We start from the raw sequence: 23,947 nt of genomic DNA, 5'->3' as shown, positions 1-23,947 counted from the left end.
CAACGTCGCTAGGCTGGGTGCGGCCAGGCCGAATGCGTCTGAAAATCCAGCAGGAGGGAACCGACGTAATGAGCTTTTTCGAGGACATTGCCGCAGGCCTTGACCGCGAAGGCATCGAGTCGCGCGTGCACGACGACACGATGTTCGTGCCGATCACCTCCGATGTGGAGATCCATTTCGTGGAGATCGACCCCGATCTTCCCGCCGCGAATGTGTATATCGCCGCCGCGGATGTGGACGAAGACGACGAAGAATTCGAGACCGTTCTCGTCTCCGTCGTCTTCTCCGTGGAGGACGCTGTGGCCACCGCCGTCAAGCACATGGCGACCGACCAGGTGATCACGGTGCTGAGCGACCTGCTGGAAGGCACCGACGAGCGCATCGGTGACCTGGACTTCTTCCAGGACCCGGTCAACCCGAACCTGGTGCGCGCCGAAGTCGGCGACAATGCCGAGCTGCAGGTCCAGGTTGAGCTGCAGGACGGCGACCCGTGTGCGGCGGTGACCTTCATCGCTCTGCCGGAGACCTACGACGATCTCCTCGACGACGCCATCGGCGAACTCTGGGAGTCCGACGGCGATGCCGAGTTGACCGACGAGGACCGCGAGCGTCTCTTCGCCAGCCTGCACGCCGAGGCGATCGCCGAGGTGGAGACCCTGGATTTGGGTGTCTTCTTCGACTTCGACCGCCTCTTCGACATTCTCTGCCTCGCCGCCGACCACGCCGAGGACTGGGAGTCTCAGCTTCTCCCGTTCGACGACGATGATTTCGACGAGCCCGACGTGTACGACATCTTCGGCGCCGACGACCCGTACGACGACGATCTCGACGATGACGGTGAAGATGAAGACCTCGATGACGAAGATCTCGACGACGAGGACTACGACGACACCGTCGCCGACGATGTCGACTTCGAGGACGAGGTCTAAAAAACTCGAAGCGCCGCGGTGAACGCGGCGCGGACGAACAGGACAGTGACCGGGTAGAACGGCGCAGGCCGGTCGCGGTTCTTACGCGGCAGCCAGGCCCTCAAACATGGAAGCGGGGGAGTAGACGGGCGTGAACGTACCGTCGACGAGCCAGACGAAGGTCGTGCCGGTGGGGGAGTAGACCTCGTGGACGGCACCAGCCATGGACGATGGAACAAGGGCACGTACCCATGCCTCCGCGAGATCGCGGTCCACGGTGATGCCTGTGATATCGGTGAAGCGGACCTCGATCAGGTAGGCGGGGACATGGGATTCGCCGTAGCCCTTGATGCGGGCCTTGGCGCGCGGGCCAACGCGGCGGCGAGTGACAGCGGCCTTCAACTGGGGGCCGTGGCCGATGCGGGGAAGGTCGCGTGACGGCGGCCGCCACGCAGGGGTTGGCCGGGCCAGGGAACGCGGGTGGTGGATCACGGCCTCGAACCGGTCGAGGGCCTCGGAGTGGGTGGAGCGGATCTGGTGTGCGAGTTCTCGTGTGTTCGTCATGGCCCTCAAGGTACGAGGCAGGGTGGACACACAGGGCCATGCATTCGAACACAAATTCGAACACGGATGTAAGGAAATGGCTTTACCGGCTCAAACGGGTAGCCTGTTTGGCGCTATGACAACCTCATCTCTGACCGCACGCTGGGCAGCACACAGGCACGACCGTGCGCGCGCACGCGCGGCACGCGGCCCGGTGCCGCCGATCCCGCACGAGATCTGGGTGCTGGTCTCCGCGGCATTCCTCATCGCGCTGGGGTACGGACTGATCGCCCCGATCATCCCGCAGTTCGCGGAGAGCTTCGGCGTGCCGATGGCGGCGGCTGCCGCGGTGGTGTCGGTGTTCTCGGCGGCGCGTTTGGTGGGGGCGCCGGGGGCGGGGTGGCTCGTCGATAGGCTTGGCTCGCGGAAGATCTATCTCTCCGGTCTTGTGATTGTGGCGGTGACCACTGCTTTGGTGGCGGTGGCGCAGGAGTATTGGCACATGCTCGCGCTGCGGTTCCTGGCGGGGCTGGGGTCGACGATGTTCACGATCTCGGCGCAGGCGCTGATTGTGAAGGTGGCGCCGCCGCAGATCCGTGGGCGGGCGAGCTCGACGTACGCGACGGCGTTCCTGCTGGGAAACATCATTGGGCCGATTGCGGGCGCGGGCCTGTCGTTTCTGGGGATGCGCTGGCCTTTTGTGATTTACGGTGCTGGCGTGGGGCTGGCGGCGTTCGTGGTGTGGGCGCGTCTGCCCAAGTCCGACCGGGATGTGGACCGTGCCGCGCGCCCGCCGATGCGCCTGAACGAGGCGCTGGCGCACCCCAGCTACCGGAGCTTGCTCGCGTCGATGTTCTCGCAGGGCTGGGTGAATATGGGTGTGCGCGTGGCGATCCTGCCGCTGTTCGCGGCGTCTGTGTTCACCCACGGCGGCGCGATGGCTGGTCTCGCGCTCGCGGCGTTCGCTGCGGGCAATGCGGTGACGCTGCAATTCTCCGGCCGGCTTGCCGACGAGATCGGCCGCAAGCCCATGATCCTCTCTGGCCTGGCCACCACCGTTGTTGCGACGGCGACCCTCGGTTTCGCCACGAGCTTCTGGCCGCTGATCGCACTGTCTGCTCTTGCCGGCGTTGGCGGTGGCCTGCTCGTGCCGAGCCAGCAGGCGACGCTCGCGGACATCATCGGCAACGACCGCTCCGGTGGTAAAGCACTGTCATTGTTCCAGATGTGCGGCGACGCCGGTCAGGTTCTCGGCCCGATCGTGATCGGTGCGCTCGCCCAGTCCCACGGTTTCCCGGTGGCGTTCGGGGTGTGCGGCGCGATCGCCGCCGGCGCGTTCGCCGTCTGGGCGGTGATGGGGCAGGAGACCCACCCGAAGCACGCCACCGGGGAACCCCGGACAACCAGCACGACGACGACCCCTGCGAAGGAGCACTAATGCGCATCATCTACGACTGCGACCCAGGTGTGGACGATACCTACGCACTGACCTACCTCGCCGCCACGGTCCACGCCGGCACCCACGAGCTCGAGTGCGTGACCACCACGAGCGGCAACGTGGAGGCCGACCAGTGCGCACGCAACGCCGCCTGGATTCTCACCTTGTGCGGTTTGCCGATCATCCCGCTCGCCGCCGGCGTCCCCAACCCGCTCGGGTGGGAGCTGACCACCACACCGGAGACCCACGGCGACACCGGCCTGGGCTACGCGCACGCCCCGGACCGCCACGTTGAGCACGACTGGGACCGCCTCTGGATCGACGCGATCGACCGCGGCACTGACGACCTCTACCTCATCGTCACCGGCCCCATGACCAACCTCGCCGCTTTCCGACGCCTCCACCCCGACCACTACGCCAAACTCCGCCACATCACGGTCATGGGCGGGGCGTTCTGTTACCCAGGCAACACCACGCCCACCGCCGAGTGGAATTTCTGGGTCGACCCGCACGCCGCCAAGGAGGTCTTCGCGAACGCCCCCGCACCGATCACTGTGTGCCCGCTCAACGCGACGGAGCAGATGCTGCTGACTCCGGAGCATCTCGACAACATCACGCGCACCCTTGGCGCCGCACCCATCGCCGAGCAGCTGGGCCCGATCACCCGCTTCTACTTTGAATTCCACGAGGGGATGGGGCAGGGCTACCAGGCCCAGATCCACGACCTGTTCACCGTGCTCGCCGCCACCGGCGCCATCCCCACTGACGCCCAGCTGACCACCGTCGACGTCGAAGCCGACAGCGAACTGACCCGCGGCACCTCCGTCGCCGACACCAACGACTACTGGGGCCGCGACCCCAACGTCCGCATCATCACCCACGCCCCCGCAGCCACCATCAACCAAGCATGGACGCTTTTCGACGACGCCTGCCACATCCTCGACCGCATCGCCGCCGGCGACGCCGCCCTGGAGAAGCTCCGGCACCTGCGGGCGGAGGATTAGCTTCGCTGATAGGGGAGCTTAGCGCCCCGATGGCTGATTCTCTTCCTTGATGATCGCCTGACTTAAACGGAATTGCTCAGCTTCAGGAACGTCGATGTACTCGAGCAGGTTTCCTTCGACTGCGAGCAAGGCGTCTTTTACTTCACCTGGAGTCGCGTAAAAGAACTCCCTGCGGTTGTTAATCCTGTTGACTTTTCGTCCTGCGAACTTCTGGTGGAGCGCATTCTCAATGCCAACTGCGTCATCGGAAAAGTGCAAAGCGTGCACGTCAAAGTTGAAGGGGACCGATGCATCGCTGAGCTCTCGAACGCGGTCCATCGGATCGAGGCGCCGAGTCATACCGATTTTGACCATGCGTTCACCAAAGCTTCCAAGATTTGAGATTACGTACACATAGCCGGCGCGGATGTTTGCTTGACGGTAGTCGACATTCTCTATGCCCTTCTGAATCTCGTTAATCTGCTCGCGCAGCGTTTGGGCTTCTTCTTCCTTTCCGTCTGCAAGAAGCTTGGAAAGAGCATTCTGGTAGTGATTCTTTTCTTTCTCCAGGCGTTTACGCTCTGCCTCGAGCTCAGCTTGGGCTTTCTTTTCTTCTCGGAGTCGCGCTTTTTCTTCCCGCTCTGCTTCCTTGGCGGCTTGCTTAGCCTTCAAATGTTCCGAAGCTAGCTTTAGCTCTTCGATACGTAGCCGGTGATACTCCCTGGTTACGCCAAGGTCGATCATGCTTCCCATCTTGCTGATTTGAAGGCGTGCTCTGTCCACACGTTTAATTGCGGAAGACAAGTTCCCAGCCTTCATTCGCGTGATCGCGTTTTCGACTTCGGCGTTGTAAGAGCGCAACGCCATCTTCGAGAGGTTGTTTACAAAGGACTTTCCTTTTGAGAGCGAGTTATTGAAAGTGAACCCTTCGGTTGCGCTTACTGCAACCTTGTTTCGAACCATCTCTTTTGCTTCAGCTCTAACCTGCTTTAGCTTTTCTTCCAGTTCTAGCGCATGCTCAGCAGGGTTTTCGAATTCGAACCATCCAAAATCCTGCAAACGCTGTTCGTCGCGTGCGTCGATGATTTTGGCTTGAACGTTGTCGAATTCGACTTCTGCTTGGCGGAGACGTTCTTCTGCGGTCCTCTGGGAAGATTGAAGGGCATCGACCTCAGACTGGAGGAGTTCTCGATGCTGGTTAATCAGAGTGAGGTCGCCACCATTGGTGTTGTGGAGGATCTGCTCAGCGTAGGCCAGACGATTTCGCAGCTCCTGGTTTTCGGCCCTCAATACTTCATTCTCTTGCTTGGCTTGCCTTCCAAACATTCAAGTCCCTCCACCTACCAAGTAATAAGTTTGAGGCAGAGTATAGATTTTCTAATGCCGGTTTTCAGCAGCAACCGTCTTGCGAGCAGTGAGGCTGTCGAACAGCTCAGCCGGCAGCGGGACCCTGAGTTTCAGGTTGGTTGTGACCACGTCGACCGGTTTATTGTTCTTGCCGAGCATCTCGGTTTGCTGAGGATTGGTCGAGTCAGCTTGTCCGAGGTAGTAGAACTCGGCTCCTTCTGCGTCTTCGCGCTTGGCGAAGAGATGGAGGTCAGCATCGCCATTAAGGATCGGCTGAAGCTCATTGCTCTTCAGGGTGCGGCGGTTGCGCGTGAACCAGTGCAAAGTTGAGCGGTCGATGAGGGTGTCTTCGTAACGAATGCTCTCAGAGATCTTTGCATCCTTGTGGTAGGTCACGAAGATTGGGCACGTCATCGTAGCTTTGTCCGTTTTGTAACCGTAGACGGTCGACTCCTGGTTATCGGACCAGTTGAGCAGCCGGCATGCATCGCGCCGAGAGTAACGCTTGCCTTGGATCAAACGATCTCCGCTGGCGAAGTTCTTCCGGTTGAGAAGCAAACCAGTCTCAACGATGTCGTCAACGTGATCTCGGAAGCTGACAGGCGAGAAGCTCTCACTAAGGGCATAAGAGTCGTAGAGCATTTGGAAGTCATCGCTAAGTCGGAAGACGTCGTTGTGCCTTTCAGCTAATGGGCGATTACCAAATGTCGAGCGCTGCCCATCTGTGAACCACTGGAGGTTCAGGACCCGTTCAACTGAATCAAGACATGCGTTGCTGTGGTCGAGATTCTTCTGCTTCAAGAATTCGACGTATTCACCCACTGGTAAGGAGCCACTTTCGCAGAGCAGCTGCAAAAGCAAGAGTTCCTGGGGACGTTTACCACTCAGCAGAATCGCCGAGAGCATGTTGAGGAAGCCTTGCTCTTTCTTCGAGGGGCCAACCTCAACGAACTTGAGTGAATGCAGCAGTGACCAGTAGTTCTTGTACTTGCTCGCCATCAAGAAAGGGTTGATCGATTCGTGGGTTTCGAAGTCAACGAGGCGGGGCAGTTGGCCAAGTCGATACTCGAGATTGAGGATTGCTTCCTTACATTTGCGCTTGTCAATGAGATTCGCGCGCTTAATTGATTCGAGAATTCGCTCAGTGGTGACTTCATCGAAGCTGATCGTTGAGGAGCCAGCGACGGGATGCGTACGAGAACGTCGGATGGTTTCGCGAGCACTGTCAGGATCGCCGGAGCGATCACCAGTCAATGCAATTGGAATCAGGTAGTTATTCGAGTAATTGCCGATGACATCAATGACGCGGAGCGTCTCTTTAAACGTGGCTTTACGCAGCCCGCGCCCCAATTGTTGCGTGAAGATGATCGAAGACTTAGTGCTACGCAGCATCATGATCACGTTGACGTCGGGAATGTCGATTCCCTCGTTGAAAATATCGACGGTGATGATGAAATCTAGTTCGCCAGCTTGCAGCTTTTCGACGGTGTCTTCGCGGAGGTGAATGCTGTCTGCACCGCTCAACGACACGGTCCGAAGTGGCTTTCCGTAGAGCGTGTACTTATTCAGTTCTTGAGAGAGTCGTCTCGCTTCCTTGTTGGAACTACAGAAGATCAGCCCTTTCGTGCCACTGGGGAAGCTGTAGTCTTCCAAGACTTGGACCAAATGCTCAATGCGCTCACGGGCGACTTTCTCAGCGATCGTTGAGTCGTCCGAGATGGTGTAGCCGTTCATCGACTCATAATCGGATACCCCGTAGTAGTCGAACGGAACGAGCATCCGCGACTCGAGAGCGTCACCGAGCCGAATTTCGAATGGGACGTTGTGGTCGAACAGTTCGTAAACGTTGAAGCCATCAGTGCGTTCCGGTGTGGCGGTGAGCCCTAGAAGGAAGCTTGGGCGGAAGTGATCGATGATTCGACGATATGAAGCAGCGCCGGAGCGGTGAACCTCGTCGATGATGATGTAGTCGAATTGTTTCGGAGAGATTTCAGCGAGGTGCTCGATCCGGGAAATTGACTGAACTGTTGCGAATGTGAACCGACGGCCCATTTCGCGTTGCTGTCCAATGAAAAAGCCGGTGTCTTCATTTGAGGTTTCAAACACGCGTTGAAATTCCGTCGCTGCTTTGCGAAGGATCTGTGCAGTGTGGGCAACGAAGAGCACGCGTTCCGGCTTGAACTCACGGGCAGCTAGACCTGCAAGAATGGTCTTGCCCGTACCAGTGGCGGAAATGATCAGTGCACGGTTTTCTCCCGACTCAATGAGCGCCCGAAGCCGATCCAACGCTTCAGTCTGCATCTTGTTGGGCAGAATCTTTGTTTGCGGTGCTCGCTCTCCCGGCTGAATCTCGTCAGCTGTAGTGGGAAAGACTGGTGGTCGCCTGCGATTGCTGTAGGCCTGGATCCATTTTTCGGTGAGGGGCTCGGAGGTTTCGATGTGGCGTTGAAGAGCAGCGTTCAGTTGGTCAGCAATGTCTCCGTCATGGTGAGTCGAGAACTTGAGGTTCCATTCGGAGTTGTCCATGAGCGCATCGCGCGTGAGATTCGAGCTACCGACGAGTGCAGTGACGTGGTCGCCATGATCGAAAACGTAACCCTTGGCGTGGTGCGAGCGGCCGCTCATGATCCGGACGTCGATGTTTCGAAGCCGCAGGAGCTCGCGTAACGCGTCGGGCGAGTTGAAGTCCTGGTAGTCCGAGGTGATGATCATGCCTCGACCACGGAAATCAACGAGTGCTTCTTTCAATGCGCCGATGCCGCCATTGGTGACGAAGGCGACGGAAATGGTGAAAGACTTGGACGATTTCAGCTCAGCGCGTAGCGCAGCAAGCATCGTGTTGTCATCAGCATTGGCTACCAGCGAAGGATTGTGGATTCGCTCAGAAAGCGTTTGCCTGTCGATGTAGCCGAAGAATGTATCGGCTTCAAGGCTACGAAGTGAGTGCGCTGTGCTCATGTTTTTATTTGGCGATGAGTTCAACCGCTGGGATGTCTGCGGGTGCCCAATCGAGGTCGGTGAGTTCGGTGAGCGGGACCCACCGGGAGTCTGCATGCTCGGTTAAAGTGGGCTCGGTGCCGGGGGCGAGGGTGCAGTGGAACGTCGATAAGCGGACCGTGCCGAAGTCGTACGTGTATTCGGTGGTGGTGATGTGGTCGTGGACTGCGGCGTCGACAAGCAGCTCTTCTTTGAGCTCGCGGGCAAGAGACTGCTCCGGGGTCTCGCCGGGCTCGATCTTGCCGCCGGGGAACTCCCACTTGCCGGCAAGCGCTTTACCCGGACCGCGCTGAGCGGCGAAAACCGCACCGTCGCGGATGATGACGGCACCGGTGACATCGATGAGCTTTGACATGCGTCCGACACTAGTGGGCGTGGGCCTGAATTACAGGCTCTATTGGGCGGTGGCGGTGAGGTCGGCGGGAACGGTGCGGCACTGACTGGTTAGACCGGCAGTTCGCTGACGCGATCCTTGGGGACGGCGACGACGTTTGTCTCGTTGCTGTCGGGGCCGCAGGAGGGGTGCTTGTTGAATTTCTGGTCCTCGTCGCCGGGGAAGAGGAAGTTGTTTCCGCCGCACGTCCAGCCGTTGGGCGCGTCCCAGAAAGCGCCGGAGCCTTGTGGGGGCGTGCCAGAAGGAGAGTCGGACATGTAGTCAGTGAAGACCTCCATGGCCTCGTCGCAGTCTGTGCCGTCGTCCATCGCGACGATGGACAGGGGGCTTCCATCGCCTTTCGAGGTCACCTCGCCGCAGACGGTGCCGGCGGCGACGTTCGTGCGGTCATCCTCAGGCTTGGAATCCGCTTTCTCGCTGGCCTCGTCTTTCTTCTCTCCCTTTGCCGTGGATGTTTCCTTCGTCGGCTCGGTGGACGGCTGTTCGGCGGAGCTGGGCTCTGCAGATTCACTGGGGGTGGTCTGCAGGGTGCTCATGGCTGGGGCGTCGGCGACGGTGTTGTCGGAAGAGCAGCCGGCCAGAGCCAAGGCGGCGGCGGTGGCACCGCCAACAAAGAGCACGGTGGTGCGGGTCGAAGTGGAAAGACGCATAGGGGGACAGTGTAGGCGGTGAAGGCGCGGTTACGTCTGATGTGGCGGGCACAACCGTGATGGGTGTATGTGAAATCGCTGCTGACACAGAAGAACTTGGTTAGTGTGTAGACAAGCTGCTGCGCCGAGCGCGACGCCCCAGCACGGTGCGCCAGACGCTGCATTCATGGTGGGCGGGGTGAGGGCTTCAGGGCGCACGCATGAAGAAAATCGGGATCGTCGTCATGGTGCTCGGCGGGATCGGGCTCGTCGCAGCGATCTTGCTCGGGGTGTTAATGGGAGCTGGCGGCATAAAGCAGCTTGCTGATACTCCGAAAGTCGAGATCAATAGTGGCGAAGGCACCGCGGAACTTCTTGCGGAGACGGAGTACCGGGTCTTCGAGAGGAGCGGGGAACCGGGCGTGGCCGAATGCACTATCTCCTCCCCGTCGGGCGAGCAGATCAACCTTGAAAGCGTCGTGGGCTCGGTGAATTTGGGGGAAGAGGAGGGCGATTGGACCAGTACCCGCAAGATCACATCAGCCGATGAAGGTTCCTATTCCTTCTCCTGCGACCGTGCGGTGATGCTGGCCAAGAAGGAGGACATCGACAAGATCTTCCCCGGGCTGATCGGGATATTCGGCGGAGTGTTCGGCGGCATCGCAGCGCTCATTGTGTTTGCCCTCGGCATGATCCTGTTCTTTATCGGCCGGCACCACGAGAAGCAGCGGGCGCAGTCGGGTGCTCAGCGGAATTGGCAACCGCCGTATGGCGGTGCACCGGGGCAAGGATATCCGGCTGGGGCCGGTGGATTCGGTGACCACGGGGGAGCGGGCGGATTTGCACCGCCGCAGCGCTAAGGCAGGTCCGCGATACGTTCCTTGTCCATCCACACGCCTAGACGGTGCTCACGGCTGGGGCCGCAGGCGGGCTGCAGCGACGCGTTATTGTCGGGGTCGCCGTTCAGCAGAATCTTCTTACTGCAGTACCAGCCGTTCGGAGCCTCCCAGATCGCGGACGTGCTCCTCGGCGGACCGCCGGTGGGGTCAGGGGAAAGGTAGTCCTCGAAAACGGACATGATTTCCGCACAGTCCGCACCGTCCTCGAGCGCGACGACAGAGCGTGTCAGTTCGCCGTTGCTCACTGAGACGTCGCCGCAGATGGTTCCCTTTGTCACGTCGGCAGCCTCGGCCGCGGTCGCGGTCTCCGTCTCGGTCGCGGCATCGGTAGCGGCGTCGGTCGTGGCGGGGGAACCGGTGGATTCGAGGCCGGCGTTCAGATCGGGCTCGGCGAGAGTGGAGCATCCGACGAGCAGGAAGCCGGCGGAGACGAGAGCAGGAAACAAATATCGGGCGTTCACATTCTCAGAGCTTAACCGTCGCGCACGAACCGCATGGGCATCGGGGAGGAGCTGTCCCCGCTGTAAATAGCTATAGGGTCTGCTTTGACGGTAGGCTTTGGCGGTGATGAGTATTGATGACAACGCCGCTGATAACCAGCAGGCGAACACACCGGCTGGGGCAGAAATGACGACCGAATCGGAAGCGAATTCGGCGCAGCTCAGCGCGGAGACGCACACGCAGTCTGAAACTGGGAATGGGAAAGAGAACGCTGGGGCCGTGGACGAGAACAACGGGAACGAGAACAACGGGCAAGAAGACAACACTGAGAAAACTGCAGAAAACACTGCCGACAACGCAGAAAGCACCGCAAATGACGCTGCTGACAACGAAGTGACACCGGCAGCATCCTCCGCTGAGGAAAGCGGGGGCGAGGGGGCAGACGAGGCGTCGCAAAGCACTGGCTTCGATGCCCTTGGCCTACCGGATGATGTGCTGGAAGCGGTCAAGCGGGTCGGCTTCGAGGAGCCGTCGCCGATTCAGGCGCAGACGATCCCGCTGCTGATGGAAGGCCGCGATGTGGTCGGCCTCGCGCAGACGGGTACGGGCAAGACGGCGGCGTTCGCGCTGCCGGTGCTCGCCCAGATCGACAAGAAGGCGCGCCACCCGCAGGCGCTCGTCCTCGCGCCGACGCGTGAGCTCGCCCTGCAGGTGTCCGATTCCTTCCAGTCCTTCGCGGACCACGTGGGTGGCATCTCTGTGCTGCCGATCTACGGCGGTCAGGCGTACGGCATCCAGCTGTCCGGTCTGCGCCGCGGTGCGCAGATCATCGTGGGCACCCCGGGCCGCGTCATCGACCACCTGGAGAAGGGCTCGCTGGACATTTCCAACCTGCGTTTCCTCGTGCTCGACGAGGCGGACGAGATGCTCAACATGGGCTTCCAGGAAGACGTCGAGCGCATCCTTGAGGACACACCGGACGACAAGCAGGTCGCACTGTTCTCCGCGACGATGCCGAACGGCATCCGCCGCATTTCGAAGCAGTACCTCGACGACCCGGCCGAGATCACGGTCAAGTCCGAGACGCGCACGAACACCAACATCACGCAGCGCTATCTGTTCACCGCGCACCGCAACAAGCTCGACGCGATCACCCGCATCCTCGAGGTCACCGAATTCGACGGCATGATCGTCTTCGTGCGCACCAAGCACGAGACTGAGGAAGTCGCCGAGAAGCTGCGCGCACGCGGTTTCTCCGCCGCCGCGATCAACGGCGACATCGCCCAGCAGCAGCGCGAGCGCACGGTCGACCAGCTTCGCGACGGCCGACTGGACATCCTCGTCGCCACCGACGTCGCCGCCCGCGGTCTGGATGTGGAGCGCATCTCCCACGTGCTCAACTACGACATCCCGAACGACACGGAGAGCTACGTCCACCGCATCGGCCGTACCGGCCGTGCCGGCCGCACCGGTGAGGCGATCCTGTTCGTCACCCCGCGCGAGCGCCGCATGCTGCGCTCCATCGAGAAGGTCACCGGCGCCAAGATCGAGGAGATGGACCTGCCCACCGTGGACGAGGTCAACGTCTCCCGCATGGCCAAGTTCTCCGACTCGATCACCGAGTCGCTCGAGAACGACCAGATGGACCTCTTCCGCGGCTTGGTGCGCAGCTACTCCGCCGACCACGACGTGCCGATGGAGGATATCGCCGCGGCGCTTGCCGCCCAGACCTCGGGCGACGAGTTCCTGATGAAGGAGCCGCCGAAGGACAAGCGCGACCGCCGCGACCGAGACCGCTGGGACCGCGGTGGACGTGGGCGCGACCGCGACGACCGCGGCCGGGGCCGTTTCCACAACGACGACCCGAATTTCGACACCTACCGCCTGGACGTGGGCAAGCGCCAGCACGTCCGCCCGGGCGCCATCGTCGGTGCCCTGGCCAACGAGGGCGGCCTGACCAACCGCGACTTCGGCCGCATCACCATCGGCGGAGACTTCACTCTCGTCGAGCTGCCGAAGAACCTCGACCCGGCCGTGCTCGACCGTCTCTCCGACACCCGCATCTCCGGCCAGCTGATCAACATCCAGCGCGACACCGGTGCACCGCCGCGTGGCCGCGGAGGCCGTGGCGGCTACCGCAGACGTGACGACGACCGTGATCGCGGTTACCGCGGCGGGCGCGACCGTGGCCGTGGCTACCGCGGCGGACGTGGCCGAGACGACCGTGGTGACCGCGGTGGGCGCGGACGTGACCGCGGCTGGCGCGACTAGGCCCGGGTCGGGCGCACCGGCTCTGGCCCGATAACGTGAAACGCCCCCTTCCCTTATCCATGGTGACACGGAATAGGGAAGGGGGCGGACGTTTTGGTCGCCGCTACCTGAAGGTGTTTAAGCCGGAGCCGGCAGGAACATCAGGATCAGGACGACGAACCACAGGAGGCTGAAGATGCCGCCGCCGGCAGCTGCCTTGACGCGGGCGGAATCGAAGTTGGTGGCCACATCGCTCGGGTCGGCGTCAGCCGGGGCCAGGGCACCGAGGCTGCCCATCATCTTGCGCTGCTGCGGGATGACCATGATGAACAAGAACAGCCACGCGATGACGCTCAGGACGATCGCGGTGTGCATCCAGTAGTTGGTCTTATAGGCATCCCAGTTGAAGGCGAGCAGGGCAGCACCTAGCAGCGGCACCAGCAGGGAGAGCAGACCGTAGGTGGTGGAGGTGCGGTGCAGGAACGAAGCGCGGCCGATAGCTTCCTCCGAACCGGAGTTAGCGGCCTTGGCGGCCTTCGGGAACGCGGACACAGCCACGGTCACCGGGCCGATCAGGAGGACCGCTGCGGCAACGTGCAGGAAAAGCATGAAAGTTGTCATGGCACCTTACTCTACGGAATGCAGCGGGATTCTCCCAGCTGGGGCGAAAATACTTGCCACTCCACGCACACCGGAGCACTGCCGGCGCATGGCGCGCACATCCGGTCGCGGCAGTTCAAGGTGGTAGGTGCGCGCGACATCGGCGATGCGGCGAGCATACGCGCAGCGTGCTCCTGCTTCGGGAGGGAGCCATTCGCTGGGTAGGGAGTCAGACTTGGCCTGGTTGGCCGCGCGTGAGGTGACCACGAGGTTGAGCGGGTCGTTGGCGAACGCGGTGCGCTTATCCTCCGGCCAGGCGTGCGCTCCGGAATCCCATGCGGCGCGCAGGGGGATGATGTGGTCGATCTCCACGTCGGCCGGGTCGAGGGCCTTCCCGGTGTAGGGGTCGGTGTATCTCGCTATGCGGGACGCGTCCCACTGGCGGTAGGGCACGGTGCACGATTCCACCTGCCAAGCGTCGGCCATGACGGCTTCGCGGGTGGTGCAGCCGGCGGGTTGGATGGCCCACCCGCCTTCGCCGAAGAATTCACGTTCGTAGCCGAGGACGGTGCGGCGGGAATGGGGGTGGGAGGGGACGTCGATAAGCGAATACGGGGTGGGGAACGGCACGACCGCAATGGTGGCGGCGGCGAGGACGGCGAGGTATGCGCGGAACCATGTCATGCCTTATTGGACTGCCCCGGACGCGCTGAGGTTCCCGGTTCGCGTTCACTCCCCGTAGCGCGCAACTAGCTCACTGGATCCAGCTAGTTGGATCCAGCTAAACGCGCCGTGCACGGCAAATAGCTGGATCCAGGTAGCTGGATTTAAACAGCAGGGACCTTGCAGGCATGAAAAAAGGGGGACACACGGCGTTGAAACCGTGCGTCCCCCTTCAGTTTCGGCTCATGTCAGGTGAGCCGGAAAGTCAGCTGTTTAGCGCGGGGTGCTCTCCAGTGCATCGTCGAAGCTGTCGTCCGGGTGCGCCATAGCGTAATCGAAGACGTGGCCGGCGCGGTCGAACTCAGCCTCGGATTCCGGATTCGGCTTGGTGGCCAGGGAGACGACGACCATCGCGATGGTGGCGAACAGGACGCCCGGAACCATCTCGTAGATCAGCTCGGAGGTAGCCGGGACGTAGCCCCAGATCAGTACGGTCACGGCGCCGACGATCATGCAGGCCATCGCGCCCTGAGCCGTGAGACGGCGCCAGAACAGGGAGGCGACGACGACCGGGCCGAATGCGGCACCGAAGCCGGCCCACGCGAAGCCGACCAGGCCCAGAATGGTGTCCGACGGGTTGAGCGCCATGAGGATGGCGATCAGGGCGATGAGGACGACCATGCCGCGAGATGCGATGAGCAGGGAGCGGCCGGTCAATTCCTTCTTGGCGAAGCCGCGGAAGAGGTCCTCGATCAGCGCGGACGAGGTGACCAGCAGCTGGGAGGACATGGTGGACATGATCGCGGCGAGGACGGCGGTGAGGACCAGGCCCGCGAACAACGGGTGGAACAGGATGTAGGTCATGTCCAGGAAGATGGTCTCAAAGCCCTCGCGGTCCGTGACGGAGTGCTCGGTCTGGCCGAAGAAGCTCGTGCCGATGATGGCGGTGAACACGGAGCCGATGTAGCAGATGCCCACCCAGATCATGCCGGCATTGCGGCCGGAGCGTGCCTCGGACGGGCTGCGCAGAGCCATGAAACGGGTGACAATGTGCGGCTGGCCCAGGTAGCCCAGGCCCCAGGACAGGTTGCCGATGATGGTGGCGGCGGACACGCCCGCGAAGAAGTTGAAGAAGGTCGGGTTGCCGTTCTCGTGCGGCCCGTACTTGTGGTCCAGCGGGTAGGTGAAGATGTCGCCGGCGTTGTCGATGGCGAACAGCGCCATGATCGGGACGATCATCAGCGCGAGGAACATCAGGATGCCCTGCGCGACATCGGTGTAGGAGACGGCGAAGAAGCCGCCGACGAAGGTGTAGACGACGGTGATCGCGCCGACGATAAGCATGCCCCACAGGTAGTCGCCCTTGAACGTCGACTCGAAGTAGCGTCCGCCGGCGACCATGCCGGAGGAGACGTAGAAGGTGAAGAAGAAGATGATGATCACAGCCGCGATGACGCGAAGCGCGCGCGACTGGTCGTGGGTGCGGTTTTCGAAGAAGCTCGGCAGAGTGATCGAGTTGTTGGCCACTTCGGAGTAGGCGCGCATGCGCGGTGCGACCCACTGCCAGTTGGCCAAGGCACCGAGGAAGAGACCGATGACGATCCACAGCTCACTCATGCCGGAGACGAATAGCGCGCCCGGCAGACCCATGAGCAGCCAGCCTGACATATCTGAGGCGCCGGCAGAGATACCGGCGACGAAGGCCGGCAGATCGCGCCCGCCGATGACGTAGTCGCCATAGTGGGTGGTTTTGCGCCATCCGTAATAACCGATGGCGAGCATCATTCCGAAGTAGATGACCACCGCAATGATCATCCATGTGTTCTCGGACATAGGTCTCCTTTGTGTTCTTACGGCCCGTAGCTTTAAAGGCCCGTGGTTTTCAGAAGCAACGGCCAGAATAACGTACGCGGAAACACAGGGTGCCTTTACGTGCTTTTTGATTCGGGTGGTGGTGTCGGTCGCCGGTGGTAGAAAAGAGGTTATGCCTAAATTCCTTCTGCACGGTCTGTGGCTGCCTGCCACGGGGCTCAACCTGTGGGTTGAGCGTGTGGACGGACACAAAATTCTCATGCCGTCGCAGGTGCCCAAAGGCACGTTCCCGCCGATGGTGGAGAACATGCTGGAGGATTCGCAGTTCCGCCGCCGCGACCCGATCACGCTGCAGACGCCGCGGGGCAAGCAGTTGCAGCTGCGGGTGCCCACTGCCGCGTTCTCGCCGGAGGAGACGGTGGCTTTTTTGAGCCAGATCGCGCTTCTCGACGACGCGTCGCCCGCCGCCACCGCCGCCCAGCGCGAGGCGATCGCCCCGGATTTGTACTGGATCATCCGTCTCCATGTGGGCTTGACGCGGTTCGTCCGCGCGGGCCGGGTGAGCATCCGCGTCCGCCCGTCCGATTCGTTGTGGTACCCGGAGTGGCAGTTGGGCACCGGGTTAGAGGAGCGCGGCTGGTTGGCCTCGATGATCGCCGCAGCCCCCGGCGTGGTCACGGCGAATAACCTGAATCTGGCAGAGGATGTGGCCACAACGCTGGTGCACTGGATCGCCAGCGCCCACCTGTCCCACTTGAAGGAGCAGACGCGGGCCTACCCCTGGCACGATTTCGCCGATGCCCTGCTGAGTTCCCAGCCTCTGCGACGCGGCGGGTCGAGTGTGTCGAAGCAGATCGCGCACTGGAACGGCTCGATCACGGCGGTGAATGTCCAGCTGGTCTTCATCGTGGAGGAGCCCTCGGACCCGGTGCAGATGGCCCATGAAGCGGACCCGGCGGACGCCATGCTCAGCGAGCTGGCGGACATCACCGGTACTGCGGGAAAGGATGCGCCGCTCGATCCGGCGAAGGTGCAGTGGCCGGTGCGCGCGCAGGTCCGTGCGGGCACGGATGCGCCCCGGCCGATCCACCTCGACCGCGTCGATATGGCCACGCTTTCCAGCCTGCGCGACCAGCTGCGCCGTGCGGTGGAAGTGACCAGCCTGGTCGACCCGGAGCGCCACCCGCGCCTGCCGCAGACCCCGTTGACGGACCGCGACGGTGACTGGGATGCGTATTTGGGCACCGACGAGCTGATGGAGCTCGTCGCCCGAGACGCCACCCGCCTGCAGATGAAAGGCATCACGGTCATGTTGCCGCGGGCATGGCAGCGGATGGAGACCACGGCGAAGCTCACCGTGGGCAGCCGGGAGGAGGACGGCGCGGACGCCGCCACCACCCGCCGCTTCGGTGTGGACCAGCTGATCTCCTACGACTGGTCGCTGTCGGTCGGCGACACGGAGCTGACGCAGGAAGAGATGCGGCAGCTGGTCGAGTCCAAATCGGGCCTGATCCAACTGCGCGGCCAGTGGGTGATGGCGGATTCCCGCTCCCTGGCCAAGTCGCGCAAATATATTGAGTCGCTGTCCGAGAAGGAAGTGGAGGACGGCGTCATCACCGCCGAGGAGCTGCGCCAGCTCGCTCTGGAAGCAGCTGCGGAATCCGAGGGCGGCGCACTTGAAATCGCAGGCGACGTGGATTCGCCGGCGTGGATGGACACGCTCATCGGCGGCACGGACCGGCCCGCCCCGGAACGCCAGCCGATCCCGGACACCGTCCACGCGGAACTGCGGGACTACCAGCGCCGCGGCGTGGACTGGCTGTACTTCATGTCCCGCAACCACCTCGGTGCGGTGCTCGCTGACGACATGGGCCTGGGCAAGACCCTCCAGCTGCTCACCTTGCTGGCGGTCGAGGCGGACAAGCAGGTCACAACCGGCCCGACGCTCGTCGTGGCACCGACGTCAGTGGTGGGGAACTGGGCGCGCGAGGCACAGCGTTTCGTGCCCGGTATGCGCGTCGGGGTCCACCACGGCCCGGGCCGCCTCAAGGGCGACGCCTTGATCGAGGAGATCGGGCAGCTGGATCTGCTGATCACCTCCTACGGTGTGGTCACCCGCGACTTCAAGCAGCTCGGGCTCGTCGAATGGGACCACGTGGTGCTCGATGAGGCGCAGGCGATCAAGAACACGGGCACGCGGGCGTCGCAAAGCGTGCGTGCGATCGGCGCTCGCCACCGCATCGCGCTGACGGGCACCCCGGTGGAGAACCGCCTGGCGGAGCTGCGCAGCCTCCTCGACTTCGTCAACCCCGGCATTCTCGGCTCGCAGAGCTTCTTCCGCAATCACTTTTCCAAGGTGATCGAGACCCGCCGCGATGAGGAGCTCGCCGACGAGATGCAGGCGCGCCTCCAGCGCCTCACCGCGCCGTTCGTGCTGCGCAGGCTGAAGACGGACCCGGCGATCATCTCGGACCTGCCGGAAAAGAGCGAGCAGGTGGTCCCGGTCGACATGACCGACGAGCAAGCGGCGCTCTACACCGCGCTCATCGAATCTATGAAGAAGGAACTCGAACAGCGCACCGGCATGGCGCGCAAGGGGCTCGTGCTGTCCACGATCACGCGCATCAAGCAGATCTGCAACCACCCCGCGCATTTCCTCGGCGACGGCTCACCCGTGACCATCAAGGGCGCGCACAGGTCCGGCAAGGTGAAAAAATTGCTCGAGCTTATCGACGTAGCCATCGAGACCGACCAGCGCGTCCTCGTCTTCACCCAGTACAAGGCCTTCGGCGACATCCTCCAGCCGTACCTGTCCGACCGGCTGGGCCAGACCATCCCGTTTTTGCACGGCGGGGTGTCCAAGACCGCCCGCGACGCGATGGTCGACGAATTCCAGGACCCGAACGGCCCGCGCGCGATGATCCTGTCGCTGCGCGCCGGCGGCACCGGATTGAACCTCACCGCCGCATCGATGGTGGTGCACATGGACCGCTGGTGGAACCCGGCCGTGGAGAACCAGGCCACCGACCGCGCCTACCGCATCGGGCAGGCAAAGAATGTCCAGGTGTACAAGATGATCACCCGTGGGACAATGGAGGAATCCATCCAGGACATTCTGGACGGCAAACTCCAGCTCGCCGGTGCCGTCGTGGGCGAGGGAGAGGGCTGGATCACCGAACTGGACACCGACGACCTGACTACGCTAATGAGCTACCGGGGCGCCGAGGGCGAGTAGGAGACAGGGGAGAAAACGACTATGCCGCGACCGCAGATGGACAACGTCACCTACGTCAATTTCGGCGCCCGCAGAAAGGTGGACAGCGCCGCCGAGACGACCACGCCGCACGACGAGTCGGAGACCACGCGGGCGGAGATCCTCCGCTTCAACGAGGCCGCCCGCACCATTTACCGCGCCGCGCAGCAGGGCACCGACCAGGGGCGTTTCTCCCGGGGCCGGAAATACGCCGAGCAGGGCAATGTCCTCGAGGTCCGTCCTGAGCCCGGCCGCTTCACCGCTACTGTTGCCGGCACGCAGAACGAGCCGTTCACCACGCTGGTCATCCTCCCGTACCGCGATTCCGGCACCATCCGCGACGCTTTGAGCATCATGTCGCACAATTCCAACGCGCTCGCAGAGGTCCGCAACGGCTACTTCAGCCGGGAGTTGCTCGACTGCCTCTTCGCCGGCGCTGACGAGAAAATTCGTTTCCGCTGCGACTGCCCGGACGATTCCCGGGTGTGCAAGCACGGTGTCGCGGCCGCGATCAAGGCAGCCGAGCTTATCGACGCCGACCCCACCCTCCTGTTCCGCCTCCGCAACCTCGACCTGAACACCCTCGAGCGCCAGCTCCGCGAATCCGCCGGGGAGCGGGCCAAAGAATCTGCCGAGGAGGGCTCGGAGTTCTTCTGGGACGGCCATGTCCTGCCGCATCTGCCGGATCCGAAGATCGCGCCGATGATCGAGGACTCCGACCTGGACCTGCTGCACAAGGCGATGCAGACCATTTCCTTCACCAATATCGACCAGTTGCGCGCCGTGTCCGACCTGGAGGACCTGTACGACGAGCTCACACGGCGGTAGCGAACGTGCGTTCGGGAACATCAGCCCACGTCAACGGCATGGTTCACCCCGGGTGGTAGTACTTGCATCATGACCTCGAGTCCACAGCACGTCACCTTCATCCACAGTTCCGATTTCCAGCTCGGCATGACCCGCTGGTTCCTGGACGACAAAGCCCAGTCCCGTTTTGACGACTCGCGGCTCCGCGCCATCGCCCGCCTCGGCGACCTCGCCACCGAGACGGGTGCGGAGTTCATCGTCGTCGCAGGAGACGTCTTCGACGCCAACGCCCTGGCGGCGCAGACCATGGGCCGCGCCCTCGAGGCGCTCGGCGCCTTGCCCGTGCCCGTCTACCTGCTGCCGGGCAACCACGACGCCCTCCTGCCGGGCGCGGCGCTCGAGCGCGCCGGGCAGCGCGACAACATCACGGTGCTCAGTGATTCCACGCCCATCGAGGTCCGCCCCGGTGTGGAGTTGGTCGGGGCGCCGCTTTTGGCCCGCTACGCCACCGAGGACCTCGCCGCGAAGGCGCTGGCGGAGCTGGAGCCGACAGATTCCATCCGCGTCCTCGTCGCCCACGGCCAGTGCGAGGACCGTAGCGGGGAGAACAAGCCGGACCGTATCGATTTGCCGGGGCTCGAGGCAGCTGCGGCCGCAGGCACCATCGACTATGTGGCCATGGGCGACACCCACTCCGCAGGCTCTATCGGCAATTCCGGCCGGGTGTGGTTCTCCGGGGCTCCCGAGGTCACCGACTTCCACGACCGGCGCGAGGGCGTCGAAGGGGGAGAGGTGAATTCAGGGAAGGCGCTCGTGGTGGAGATCGACAAACGCTCCGCGGACGACGTTGATGTAAAGGTCGATGAACGCGTGACCGGTGAATGGACTTTCGACGCCCTGCACTGGGAAGTCAGCGATGGCGCCGACGTCGAGGAGTTGCTCGCGCAGCTCGACGCTTACCCGGAAAAAGCCCGCACGGTGGTGAAATACTCCATCGCCGGCACCCTCGGCTTGGAGGCGACCCGCGCACTGGAGGAGGGGTTTGCCAGCCGGGAAAATATCTTCGGAGCGCTGTACGAGCGTGAGCGCCTCATGGATCTCCATCTCGAGCCCAGCGACGAGGAACTCGAGGATCTGCCGTTGAGCGGTTATGCCCGTGAGGCGATGTCGGAGCTCCTCGGCTCGCCCGACGAATCCTCCCGCGATGCCGTCAACCTGCTGTTCCGTCTGAGCAAGGAGCCGAAATAATGCGCATTCACTCGCTCGTCATTGACAATGTCCGCGCGGTCGAGCACCTCGAGCTCACCGACCTGCCCGACACGGGCGTCATCCTCATCCATGGTGACAACGAGGCCGGCAAGTCCACCATCCTCGACGCGCTGGACGCTGTGCTGACCATCAAGCACGACTCCACTGCCCAGAAGATCCGCGCGTTGTACCCGAAAGGCCGCGACGAGCAGCCTGAGGTCACGCTCGGTGCCACCGTCGGCCCGTACACGTTCACCGTGCACAAGCGCTTCGGCAAAGGTGCCAAAGGCAAAGCCGAGCTGACCATCACCGCGCCGCGCCGCGAGGAGCTCACCGGCGAGCACGCCCACAACCGCCTGGGTGAGATCCTCGCCGAGCATGTGGACCAGGAGCTTTTTGACGCATTATTCCTCCGCCAGGGTGCCTTCACCGAGACGATTTCCGCTGCCGGCATTCCGTCCTTCACCCGCGCTCTGGAGGCCTCCGGCACGGACGGCGCGGCCACCAGCACCCCTGCCGACGCGGCCCTCGACGATTCTGGCCTGATGCAGCGTGTGGAAGCCGAATTCAGCCGCTACTTCACCGGCAAGGGCAACGACAAGCAGGTTCTCACCAACGCCGACAAGGACGTCGCAGAGGCTGAAGCCGCCGTGCGCGAGGCTGAGGTGGAGCTCGAATCCTACGAGCGGGATGTCGATGAATTCGCCCAGTGCGAGGCCACGATGGCCGAGATTGATGCAGAATTGCCCGCCGCCGAGGAAGAACTCGTCCAGCGTGAGGAAGAAGCCGCCGCTGCCTCCGAGCTCGCGGGAAAGCTCGAGACGGCGCGGGAGAAAGCCGACCGCGCGGCAGTCGACGCCGAGCGTGCCGAAGACGACCTGGAGCGCCGCGCCGCACTCGCCTCGCGCGCTGAAGAGCTCGACACCGAGCTAGCCAGCATCACTGAGGATCTCGAACCCGCACGTGAACGCGACCGCCTCGAGGCAGAGAACCTCGCGGCCAAGGAGCAGGCCCACGCCGAGGCCCGCGAGGCTGAGAAGACTGCGCGTGAGAAGCTCTCCGCCGCCGAGAAAGCCTTAGCCGCCGCTCAGGCCACGGTCCGGCTGGACGAGCTCGCCGCCACAGTGAAACGCCTGGACGAGGCCGACGCGGAGATCGCCCGCCTGCGCAGCACCGTTCCCGAGCGCCCCGTCACCGACGACGATGTGCGGGCACTCGAGAACGCCGCCAACGAGGTCGCCCTCCAGCAGCGCCTGCGCGATGCGGCCGCGGCGCGCGTGGACATTATCGCCCCCGACGGCACGACCATCACCGTCGACGGGGAAGAGCGAATTCTCGGCGGTGGTGCTGAATCCGACTCCGACTCTGACTCTGACTCCGTCGCCCTGCACGAGGGCACACAGCTCGGCATCGGTGGTGTGACGCTGACCTACCGCGCTGCCGCCGGAGCGGACACAGCCTCCAGCGCCCTTGAGGAGGCCGAAGCCGAGCTGGGGCGCCTCTCAGAGGTGATCGGCTGCGGCGACGTGGCGCAAGCGCGCACCCTGCGGGACACCCACCGCGACGCAGCAGCCGCCCTCGCCGCCGCGCGCGACCGCCGCCTGGATATCATCGGCAACCGCGACGCCGACGAGCTGCGCCACGAGCACGCCCGAGCCGCAGAGTTGGCGGGGGAGACCGACTCCGCACTGGCGGACACACTCTCTGTCGACGACGCTCAAGCAGCTTTGGACGACACCCGGACTGGCGTGGAGGAAGCGGCGCAGGCTGTCCACGACCTAGCACTTGAGCTCGTGGAGCTGCGGACCAAGCCGGAGCACGCGGCGCTTATCGCCCTCGAAGCGAAAATCGCCGGTGTGACATCGTCCGCGGAGGGAGCGCGAGCCGACCTCGCCGCCGCGCGGGAGAAGGCTGACGACGATGCGCTTGCCACTGCCCGCGCTACCGCCCGATCCGCGAGCGAGGCCGCCGCTCAAGCCGTTTTGACTGTCGCTGAGGAAGTGGCTCAGGCCGACCCGGAGCAGGCCGAAGCGCTGCGCGACGGTGCCCGCAACCGGGTGGACAACCTGACCAAGCGCTACAACACCGCCCGCGACCGCCGACTGCAGCTTGAATCCCGTGTGACCAGCGCAGAGGGAGAAGGGGAGAAGCTGGAGCACGCGCGCGCCGCGCTGGAGGTGGCCCGTGTGGGGCGCGACAGGCTGCGCCGCAAAGCCAACGCCGTCAAGCTGCTCCACGAAATCCTCGTAGCCCACCGGGACGCCGCCCGCGCCAAGTACGCCGCGCCCTTCGCCCGCTCACTGCAGCGCTACGCCAGCCAGGTCTTTGGTCCTGGTACCGAGTTCGAGCTCGACGACGCTTTGCGGGTCCACACCCGCACCGTTGACGGCACCACGATCGACCTGGCGCAACTTTCCGGCGGCGCGAAGGAACAGATGGCACTGCTGACCCGCTTCGCCATCGCCGACATGGTGGCTGGCGGCGGGGAAGGGGAGACGACTGTTCCCGTCGTCGTCGACGATGCGCTCGGTGCCACTGACCCGCAGCGCCTCGCCCGCATGAACGCGCTGTTCTCTCAGGTGGGGGAGAACTCCCAAGTTTTCGTCCTGACCTGTTTCCCGCAGCGCTTCGACCGCGTCGCTGCTGCCCGCAGCTCCTCCATTCAGGAGCTCAAAACGCGGCGATAGTTGGGCTGCAAGAGCGGAATATTGTGTCCATGTCTACATTTAGTAATC

General features: G+C 63.2%; 18 protein-coding genes. 9 read left to right on the top strand and 9 right to left on the bottom strand.

The window, feature by feature from the left end; all coding sequences use genetic code 11:
* Window positions 1-68 precede the first annotated feature (68 nt).
* Window positions 69-929 (top strand): hypothetical protein, encoded by an 861-nt coding sequence (locus QYR03_RS03680; protein ID WP_301713035.1) that lies wholly within the window; start codon window positions 69-71, stop codon window positions 927-929.
* An 81-nt stretch (window positions 930-1,010) separates the two neighbouring features.
* Here the strand turns inward: QYR03_RS03680 and QYR03_RS03675 are convergent, their stop codons facing one another.
* Window positions 1,011-1,472, bottom strand: a complete 462-nt coding sequence (locus tag QYR03_RS03675) for a hypothetical protein (protein ID WP_301713036.1) — start codon at window positions 1,470-1,472, stop codon at window positions 1,011-1,013.
* 115 nt (window positions 1,473-1,587) lie between these two features.
* Between QYR03_RS03675 and QYR03_RS03670 the strand changes: the two genes are divergently transcribed.
* Both QYR03_RS03670 and QYR03_RS03665 read left to right on the top strand, forming a co-directional pair.
* Window positions 1,588-2,889 carry an MFS transporter gene (locus QYR03_RS03670; RefSeq protein WP_301713037.1) on the top strand — a complete coding sequence of 434 codons (1,302 nt, stop codon included), beginning with the start codon at window positions 1,588-1,590 and terminating at the stop codon, window positions 2,887-2,889.
* Window positions 2,889-3,893, top strand: a complete 1,005-nt coding sequence (locus QYR03_RS03665) for a nucleoside hydrolase (RefSeq protein WP_301713038.1) — start codon at window positions 2,889-2,891, stop codon at window positions 3,891-3,893. Before QYR03_RS03670 ends, QYR03_RS03665 begins: the two co-directional genes overlap by 1 nt.
* Before the next feature lie 18 nt (window positions 3,894-3,911).
* Here the strand turns inward: QYR03_RS03665 and QYR03_RS03660 are convergent, their stop codons facing one another.
* The 4 genes from QYR03_RS03660 to QYR03_RS03645 form a co-directional block, all read right to left on the bottom strand.
* Complete coding sequence (locus QYR03_RS03660; RefSeq protein ID WP_301713039.1) at window positions 3,912-5,198, bottom strand: DUF4041 domain-containing protein; 1,287 nt, start codon at window positions 5,196-5,198, stop codon at window positions 3,912-3,914.
* 51 nt (window positions 5,199-5,249) lie between these two features.
* Complete coding sequence (locus tag QYR03_RS03655) at window positions 5,250-8,177, bottom strand: DUF3427 domain-containing protein (RefSeq protein ID WP_301713040.1); 2,928 nt, start codon at window positions 8,175-8,177, stop codon at window positions 5,250-5,252.
* 4 nt (window positions 8,178-8,181) lie between these two features.
* Window positions 8,182-8,571: a (deoxy)nucleoside triphosphate pyrophosphohydrolase gene (locus QYR03_RS03650; protein ID WP_301713041.1), complete on the bottom strand. Its 390-nt coding sequence runs from the start codon at window positions 8,569-8,571 to the stop codon at window positions 8,182-8,184.
* Between the two features lie 89 nt (window positions 8,572-8,660).
* Window positions 8,661-9,260: a hypothetical protein gene (locus QYR03_RS03645; protein WP_301713042.1), complete on the bottom strand. Its 600-nt coding sequence runs from the start codon at window positions 9,258-9,260 to the stop codon at window positions 8,661-8,663.
* 200 nt (window positions 9,261-9,460) lie between these two features.
* Between QYR03_RS03645 and QYR03_RS03640 the strand changes: the two genes are divergently transcribed.
* Window positions 9,461-10,099 (top strand): hypothetical protein, encoded by a 639-nt coding sequence (locus tag QYR03_RS03640; RefSeq protein WP_301713043.1) that lies wholly within the window; start codon window positions 9,461-9,463, stop codon window positions 10,097-10,099.
* Here the strand turns inward: QYR03_RS03640 and QYR03_RS03635 are convergent.
* A complete protein-coding gene (locus tag QYR03_RS03635) occupies window positions 10,096-10,599 on the bottom strand; it encodes a hypothetical protein (RefSeq protein ID WP_301713044.1) in 504 nt (167 codons plus the stop codon). The genes QYR03_RS03640 and QYR03_RS03635 overlap by 4 nt on opposite strands.
* 166 nt (window positions 10,600-10,765) lie before the next feature.
* Between QYR03_RS03635 and QYR03_RS03630 the strand changes: the two genes are divergently transcribed.
* Window positions 10,766-12,850 (top strand): DEAD/DEAH box helicase, encoded by a 2,085-nt coding sequence (locus QYR03_RS03630; RefSeq protein WP_301713054.1) that lies wholly within the window; start codon window positions 10,766-10,768, stop codon window positions 12,848-12,850.
* 117 nt (window positions 12,851-12,967) lie between these two features.
* On the opposite strand, the gene QYR03_RS03625 is transcribed toward QYR03_RS03630, so the two are convergent.
* The 3 genes from QYR03_RS03625 to putP all read right to left on the bottom strand — a co-directional run bounded on the left by QYR03_RS03625 (window position 12,968) and on the right by putP (window position 15,925).
* Window positions 12,968-13,450 carry a DUF2269 domain-containing protein gene (locus tag QYR03_RS03625; protein WP_301713045.1) on the bottom strand — a complete coding sequence of 161 codons (483 nt, stop codon included), beginning with the start codon at window positions 13,448-13,450 and terminating at the stop codon, window positions 12,968-12,970.
* Between the two features lie 6 nt (window positions 13,451-13,456).
* The gene (locus tag QYR03_RS03620) at window positions 13,457-14,113 is read right to left on the bottom strand and encodes an HNH endonuclease family protein (protein WP_301713046.1); all 657 of its coding nucleotides are present in this window, start codon (window positions 14,111-14,113) and stop codon (window positions 13,457-13,459) included.
* Window positions 14,114-14,365: 252 nt separating this feature from the next.
* Window positions 14,366-15,925 carry a sodium/proline symporter PutP gene (gene putP, locus QYR03_RS03615; protein WP_259851387.1) on the bottom strand — a complete coding sequence of 520 codons (1,560 nt, stop codon included), beginning with the start codon at window positions 15,923-15,925 and terminating at the stop codon, window positions 14,366-14,368.
* Between the two features lie 151 nt (window positions 15,926-16,076).
* On the opposite strand from putP, the gene QYR03_RS03610 reads away from it, so the two are divergent.
* From QYR03_RS03610 to QYR03_RS03595, 4 genes are all read left to right on the top strand, one after another.
* The gene (locus tag QYR03_RS03610) at window positions 16,077-19,139 is read left to right on the top strand and encodes a DEAD/DEAH box helicase (protein ID WP_301713047.1); all 3,063 of its coding nucleotides are present in this window, start codon (window positions 16,077-16,079) and stop codon (window positions 19,137-19,139) included.
* A 21-nt stretch (window positions 19,140-19,160) separates the two neighbouring features.
* Window positions 19,161-19,985, top strand: coding sequence for a hypothetical protein (locus QYR03_RS03605; protein ID WP_301713048.1), 825 nt, complete (start codon window positions 19,161-19,163; stop codon window positions 19,983-19,985).
* 69 nt (window positions 19,986-20,054) lie between these two features.
* Window positions 20,055-21,212, top strand: coding sequence for a metallophosphoesterase (locus QYR03_RS03600; RefSeq protein WP_301713049.1), 1,158 nt, complete (start codon window positions 20,055-20,057; stop codon window positions 21,210-21,212).
* Window positions 21,212-23,899 carry an AAA family ATPase gene (locus tag QYR03_RS03595; protein WP_301713050.1) on the top strand — a complete coding sequence of 896 codons (2,688 nt, stop codon included), beginning with the start codon at window positions 21,212-21,214 and terminating at the stop codon, window positions 23,897-23,899. Before QYR03_RS03600 ends, QYR03_RS03595 begins: the two co-directional genes overlap by 1 nt.
* Window positions 23,900-23,947: the final 48 nt, after the last annotated feature.

This window comes from Corynebacterium sp. P4-C1 (genome assembly GCF_030503595.1).
Lineage (GTDB): Bacteria > Actinomycetota > Actinomycetes > Mycobacteriales > Mycobacteriaceae > Corynebacterium.
The sequence above is the reverse complement of the archived record's forward strand: the minus strand, read 5'-3'. Positions and strand labels throughout refer to the sequence as shown.